The sequence below is a fragment of the Bacteroides sp. genome, from assembly GCA_036351255.1.
In the GTDB taxonomy this organism is placed as follows: domain Bacteria; phylum Bacteroidota; class Bacteroidia; order Bacteroidales; family UBA7960; genus UBA7960.
Map to the genome: position 1 here is coordinate 77,421 of JAZBOS010000054.1, position 6,517 is coordinate 83,937.

General features: G+C 48.7%; 5 protein-coding genes and 1 pseudogene. All 6 read right to left on the reverse strand.

Translation table 11 applies throughout. The annotated features are described in order from the left end of the window. Positions 1–57 precede the first annotated feature (57 nt). The 6 genes and pseudogenes from V2I46_05525 to V2I46_05550 all read right to left on the reverse strand — a co-directional run bounded on the left by V2I46_05525 (position 58) and on the right by V2I46_05550 (position 6,517). Positions 58–1,839, reverse strand: coding sequence for an acyl-CoA dehydrogenase family protein (locus V2I46_05525; GenBank protein MEE4176952.1), 1,782 nt, complete (start codon positions 1,837–1,839; stop codon positions 58–60). 25 nt (positions 1,840–1,864) lie between these two features. Next, positions 1,865–2,659: a (Fe-S)-binding protein gene (locus tag V2I46_05530; GenBank protein ID MEE4176953.1), complete on the reverse strand. Its 795-nt coding sequence runs from the start codon at positions 2,657–2,659 to the stop codon at positions 1,865–1,867. Positions 2,660–2,685: 26 nt separating this feature from the next. Further along, positions 2,686–4,005 carry a 4Fe-4S dicluster domain-containing protein gene (locus tag V2I46_05535; protein MEE4176954.1) on the reverse strand — a complete coding sequence of 440 codons (1,320 nt, stop codon included), beginning with the start codon at positions 4,003–4,005 and terminating at the stop codon, positions 2,686–2,688. Between the two features lie 89 nt (positions 4,006–4,094). Then, positions 4,095–5,066 carry an electron transfer flavoprotein subunit alpha/FixB family protein gene (locus tag V2I46_05540; GenBank protein ID MEE4176955.1) on the reverse strand — a complete coding sequence of 324 codons (972 nt, stop codon included), beginning with the start codon at positions 5,064–5,066 and terminating at the stop codon, positions 4,095–4,097. Between the two features lie 59 nt (positions 5,067–5,125). Then, positions 5,126–5,875, reverse strand: coding sequence for an electron transfer flavoprotein subunit beta/FixA family protein (locus V2I46_05545; protein ID MEE4176956.1), 750 nt, complete (start codon positions 5,873–5,875; stop codon positions 5,126–5,128). 257 nt (positions 5,876–6,132) lie between these two features. Continuing rightward, positions 6,133–6,517 (reverse strand): annotated as a pseudogene (locus V2I46_05550) (SDR family oxidoreductase).

Below are 6,517 nucleotides of genomic sequence, written 5' to 3' on the forward strand. Positions count from 1 at the left end.
CAATAAAAAAGGGATCTACCTTCCGGGTGATCCCTTTTTTATTGGATTCAGCTTGCTTTAAAACCTGTACTCGTTATCTTCTATCAGTTTGGCAGCAACTTTGCGGCGGACTTCCTTGACATTTGTGCCTTTGACCCGTGTCAAAACCTCCACTGCTTTCACCAGCTTATCTTCCTTTTCCTTTTCCGGCAGGGAATACACACAATCGAGGGCATAAGTGCGAATCTTATTGGCGGCATCATAAACAAACACATCGAGTATTTCTTTATATAATCCTGCCCCCTCCCCTTTCAGGCTCTGGATCTTCTCGACCCTTAAGGCCAGGGATTCGGCAATATAGAGCTCGCTGATCATATCGGCAATGTTCATCATCACTTCCTGTTCGCGAACCAGTTTCTTCGAAAACTGCTTGTTCGCAGCATAAATGCAAAGTAGGGCAACTTTCTTGAAGTTTTTGACATAGCGTTGTTTCTCCTTAAAGTAATCCTCTCCAGGAATTACTCCATCATCAATCCTATCCAGATGATTATAAAAGGCTTCAGCAGGTCCAAACAGGTCGAAATCGCCTTTCAGGGCGCGTTTAATAGCAGTATCTCCCACCAGCAAGCGATTGATCTCATTGGTACCTTCAAAGATCCGGTTGATCCTTGAGTCACGGTAACCACGTTCCACATTCATCTCAGCAGAATAACCCATTCCACCATGAATCTGGACGGCTTCATCCACTACATAATCAAGCATCTCAGAGCCATAAACCTTCAATATCGCATCTTCCACAGCGTAATGGCTGATGGCTTCAATGGTAGCCCTACCGGCATCAGGCATCTGTGCTTTCAGGTCATCCATCAGGTCATCAATATCCTTGCTGACCCGGTAAATGGCCGATTCGTGGGCATAGGTACGGATCACCATTTCTGCCAGTTTGTGTTGAATGGCGCCGAAGCTAGAGATCAGTACACAAAACTGCTTGCGTTCGTTAGCGTATTTCACTGAATCAGTGATGGCTTTCTTTGCTGCACCGATCACGTTGGCGCCGAGTTTCATACGGCCCATGTGAAGAATGCTCAGGGCAATGCGGAATCCCTCGCCCCGCGCCCCCAGCATGTTTTCGGCAGGAACTTTTACGTCGGTATAATAAACCTGTGCAGTAGATGAACCCTTGATGCCCATCTTATGCTCATCAGGACCAATCCTTACACCAGGCATATCACTCTCCACGATAAAGGCACTCAGAATCCTGTCATTTTCTACCTTGGCAAAGACGATCTGTGTGTCGCAGAAGCCTGCATTGGTGATCCACATCTTCTGTCCGTTCAGAATATAATGTTTCCCATCTTCCGTGGGGATAGCGGTGGTTTTCCCTGAGTTGGCGTCGCTACCTGCTCCTGGCTCGGTCAGGCAGTAGGCACCCAGCAAATCGCCGGTGGCTAGCTGCGGGATGTAACGCTGTCGCTGTTCTTCATTGCCGTAATACATAATGGGTAGCGTCCCAATGCCGCAGTGAGCCATAAAGGCCACAGAAAAGGAATATCCGGCACCAATGGTCTCGGCTGCTAGCATCTGGGTCACGAAAGATTGACCAAATCCACCAAAATCCTCAGGAATGGAAATGCCCATCAGTCCGAGTTCACCCGATTTCTTCAGGATTTCCTTCATCAGTTCCCGGTTGCCCTGATCCAGTTCATCCAGGTGAGGATATACCTCGGCTTCAATGAAATCCTTACAGGTTTGAGCAATCATCAATTGCTCTTCATTATATTCCTCGGGTACAAAAATGTCATGAACACTGACTTCCTTTACCAAAAATTCTCCGCTTTTCAGGTTTTTTGTTTTCTCCATTTGTAGGTTATACGTTTTAGGTTATTTAAATTCCCATTGCCTGCACAATGAGTTCGGCAATATCAAGATTTTTAATGTCTTCTTCCCTGTTCTTATATTTCAGACCATCCGTCATCATAGTCATGCAAAAAGGACAGGCTGTTGCTATGATTGAGGCTTCAGTTTTCAGGGCATCTTCGGTCCTTTCAATGAATACCTCCTTGTCCCCCTTTTCGGCTTCCTTAAACATCTGCCCCCCTCCTGCCCCGCAACAAAGGGCAAAGCTGCGGTTCCGGTGCATTTCCACCAGGTTTCCAGATACTGCTTTAAGCACCCTGCGTGGCGCATCATAAATGCCGTTGCCGCGGCCAAGGTAACAGGGGTCATGATAGGTGATGGTGATGCCCCCGAGCCTTTCAGTGTCAAGTTCCAGTTCTCCCCGCTTCATCAGGTCATCCAGAAAGTCCACATAGCTGATCACCTCATACGTACCGCCCAGATCGGGGTATTCATTTTTGAAAATGTTATAGCAATGCGGGCAGATGGTAATGATCTTCCGGATGTCGTAGGCTTTGAAAAGTTCAATGTTCTGCAAGGCTTGCATCTGGTAGAGCATCTCATTGCCAGCCCGGCGGGCCGGGTCACCGGTGCAGGATTCTTCCTTACCCAGCACAGCATAATTCACTTCCAGGTAGGAAAGGATCTTTGCAAAGGCGGCAGCCACTTTTTTATAACGGTCGTCATAAGCCCCGGCACATCCCACCCAAAATAAATATTCGGGCTTTTCCCCGCGGGAAAAAAGATCGGCCATTACCGGGACTTCTATTTTAATGGTCTCCATGCTGATTCCTGTTGGATTGTTTTGGCTTACGATTTTTTTATTTCAAGGTCTTTTGCCCAGAGCAGGCGGTCTTCTGGTGAATATTGCCAGGGCGCACCGTTGTTTTCAATGTTGTTGAACACTGATTTCAACTCCCCTGGCGCTGAGCCTTCTTCCATCACCAGGTATCGCCGCAAATCAACGATAAGGGTGGGATGGTTAATGTTGATCGGGCATTCCATGGCGCAAGCATTACAGGTTGTGCACGCCCAAAGTTCTTCTTCACTGATGTAATCACGCAACAGCGACTTGTTGTCCGAGAATGCCCTTCCCTGGCTGATCAAGCCTTTCCCTTTTTCGCGCATCCTTGAGCGAAGATCCATCACGATCTTGCGTGGTGAGAGCATCTTTCCCGTAATGGCTGCTGGGCAAACCGAAGTACACCTGCCACATTCTGTGCAGGCCAGCGAGTCCAGGTAATTCTTCCAGGTCACATCCTCTGCATCCTTTACCCCGAAACGTTCCGGGGCGGTCTCCCCCTCCACCGGGGCAAAGGCGGTCTCAGGGTTCATCATCAGCTTCACTTCCCGGGTGATGCTATCCATATTGGGCAGTTTACCCAGGGGATCGAGGCGTGAAAGGAAGACATTGGGCACAGACATGAACACGTGAAAGTGCTTGCTGTACGGCAACAGGTTGGCAAAGAAGAATATAAGCAGGATATGTGCCCACCAGTGTATTTCGTGGTGCAGGTGCAGTTGTGAAGAACTTATTCCTTGCAGCAGGCCAGCCAGGTATTGGCTGATGGGATAAACACCATGGACAGGTTCATTAGCGGCCAGTTTCAGGGTCACATAACTGGCATTCATCCCAAGCAGGGTAAGCATCAGGAGCAGGATGATCGTTAAGGCAACCTTCGCGTCCATGTGCGAGATATGTTTCATCTCAATCCCTTCAAAGCGCTTCACGTGCAGAAATAACCTTCGTCCCATAAACACAAGGATGGCAATGGCAACCACGAGGGCAAAGACATCGCCTGAAGCAATGATCACATCATAGAGAACACCCAGGACTTTCAATGAACGTTCTGTTCCCGAAAGGCCATCGATGACCATTTCAATGCTCCCAACCAGAATAACCAGGAAGCCCCAGAACACCAAGGCATGCATAAAACCCGTAAAGGGTTTACGGAACATCTTCGATTGCCCGAGGGCTACCCGCAGGGTAAGCAGGATGCGCTTGCCAATATCCCTTACGGGAAAATCAGGCTTGGTCATCCTGAAAAGCTTTACATAACGTGAAGTGGTATAGCCGAATATCCCGAGGGTAAGGAGTAAGGCGGCTGAAAAAAGAATCTGGCTGAGCATAATTTTGATTTGTTTTGGGGATAAGTGACTGAACTGGCCAGAAAAACCTTGCCCCTGACGGCATAAGACCGTCAGGGGCAATTCAATGGTTATTTATTCCGGATCTCCTTCACCGCCTCAATGAGCTGGGGCAATATTTTTTGGGCATCACCCACAATACCATATTGCGCAGCCTCAAATATCGGGGCTGATTTATCATTGTTGATGGCCACTATATATTTCGAAGAGCTGACACCAGCCAAATGCTGGGTGGCGCCAGAAATACCAATGGCAAAATAAAGGTTGGGGGCGATGATTTTTCCGGTCTGCCCTGTATGTTCTTCGTGAGGCCTCCAGCCTTCATCCGAAACAGGCCTTGAACAGGCAGTGGCGGCATTCAGCAATTCGGCAAGTTCCTCGATGGGCTTCCAGTTGTCAGGCGACTTCATCCCCCTGCCACCTGAAACGACGATCTCGGCATCCGTCAGAAGGATCTTGCCTTCCTGCTTCCTTACTTCATTCACCTGGGTCTTCACATCAGCACCACCCAGATCTGCCTGAATCTGCTCAATGGCAATATCCACCGGATTCTCAACAAGATCGAATGAATTTTGCAACAGGGTGATGATCTTCACCGGGGTGTCAAGGGATAGATGGGCAAAGGCGCTGCCCGAGAATACTTTCTTATTGACAATAAACGGGTCGGTGCTTACGGGAAGTTTATTAACACCCGATCCAAGGGCAGCCTTCAGCCTGACCGAAAGCCTGGGGGCGATCGATTTACCGGCATTGTTGCTGGCCATAATGATCACTGTGGAGCCTTCTTTTTGCGCTGCCTGGGCAATCACCCGTGCATAGGCCTGGCTGTCCAGATGCTTTAATTGGCCGTCATCGGCCACAACCACTTTTTCAACCCCATAATGGCCAAGCTGCTTCAGCTGGCTTTCTTCCACCTTGCCAATGGATGCCGCCACCAATGTGGTGCCAAGCATTTCGGCAACCCTGGCCCCGTATGAAGCAAGTTCGAAAGTAAGTTTCTTGAATTGGCCGTCCCAATTCTCGGCATAAATTAATACTGACATATGTTTGGAAATTTCTTCGTTAATACATTAAAAAATCAGCGTAAACGCTGCAGGAAACCTTACAGAAGTTTGGCCTCGTTTTGCAGCAAGGCTATCAACTCTTTGGCATGATCCGGGTCGATGAACTTACAGTTGGCACGTGGCTGCGGTGGTTCAAAACGGATCACCCGCGTAACCGCTTCTGCTGACGGAGCCTCCATCACCTGGATAGGCTTGGTACGTGCCTGCATGATACCCCGCATGGAGGCTATCCGTGGTTCCTTGGCAATACCCTTCTGGACAATCCCAACAAAGGGGGATGCAACACCCACCACTTCCTTGCCTCCATCAATCTCACGAATGATCTGGGCCTGTCCGTTCTCAACCTTCAGGCTGGATATGGCCGAAACGGAAGGAAGGTCAAGCAGCTCAGCAAGCATGGAACCCACATTTGATCCGTTATAATCACTCGACTCAATCCCGCAGAGAATCATATCAAATTGACCGGCTTTCACCACTTCAGCCAGTCCGGCTGCAACCTGAAAGGCATCATTCAACTCAGCATTTACCCGGTAGGCATTGTCGGCGCCCATGGCAAGGGCTTTCCTGAGGGTAGGCTCGGAAGAAGCAGTCCCAACGTGGGCAATGCTAACCTGTTTAACCCCGGACAAAGCGTCATCCTTCAATTCGAGGGCACGCGTAAGCGACAACTCGTCCCAGGGATTGATGACCCACTGGACACCCGTGGTATCGAGGCGTGTGTTGTCATCTGCAAATTTGACTTTCGTCGTCGTGTCGGGAACAACACTTATACAAACAAGAATATTCATTGGCATTCATTTATTTTGGATTCATACAATTCATTCTCCTGCTTAGCCACCTGTTTTAAGAAAACAGGCGGGCAAAAATAATACTTTAAGAAATGTACCGGGTAATCTGATTCAACTTTACCATGGTCTCAGTTCTGTTTTTTTTCCTGACCCGGTATCATTCGTTATTTCTTCTTTTCTCCCAGGATCTTATCCCTTTCATCAGGATCTTCAAAGCATTCACCCTGGCAAGTAAAGCAACTGGATATCAACGTATCGCTGATACCCATGGTCGAGTAACCACCATCGTTGAAAAGGTTTTGCATCGTTACCTTACGGGTCAGGTCAGAAAACATCACGATGCAGTAGTTGGCGCAATCATCGGCCGAAGCATTGCCAAGGGGCGACATACAATTGGCGTAGGCATAAAAACTCTTGAATCCGGAAACTCCGGTGCCAGCAGTTGTTACGGTTGGTGACTGTGAAATGGTATTTACCCTGACCTTGCGTTTTAAGCCATAGTGGTAACCGAAGCTGCGTGCAATAGATTCCAGCATGGCTTTGGCCTGGGCCATGTCGCCGTATGACGAATAGGTTCGCTGGGCAGCAATATAGCTCAGTGCCAGCACACTGCCCCAATCGTTGATGGCATCCATCTTATAG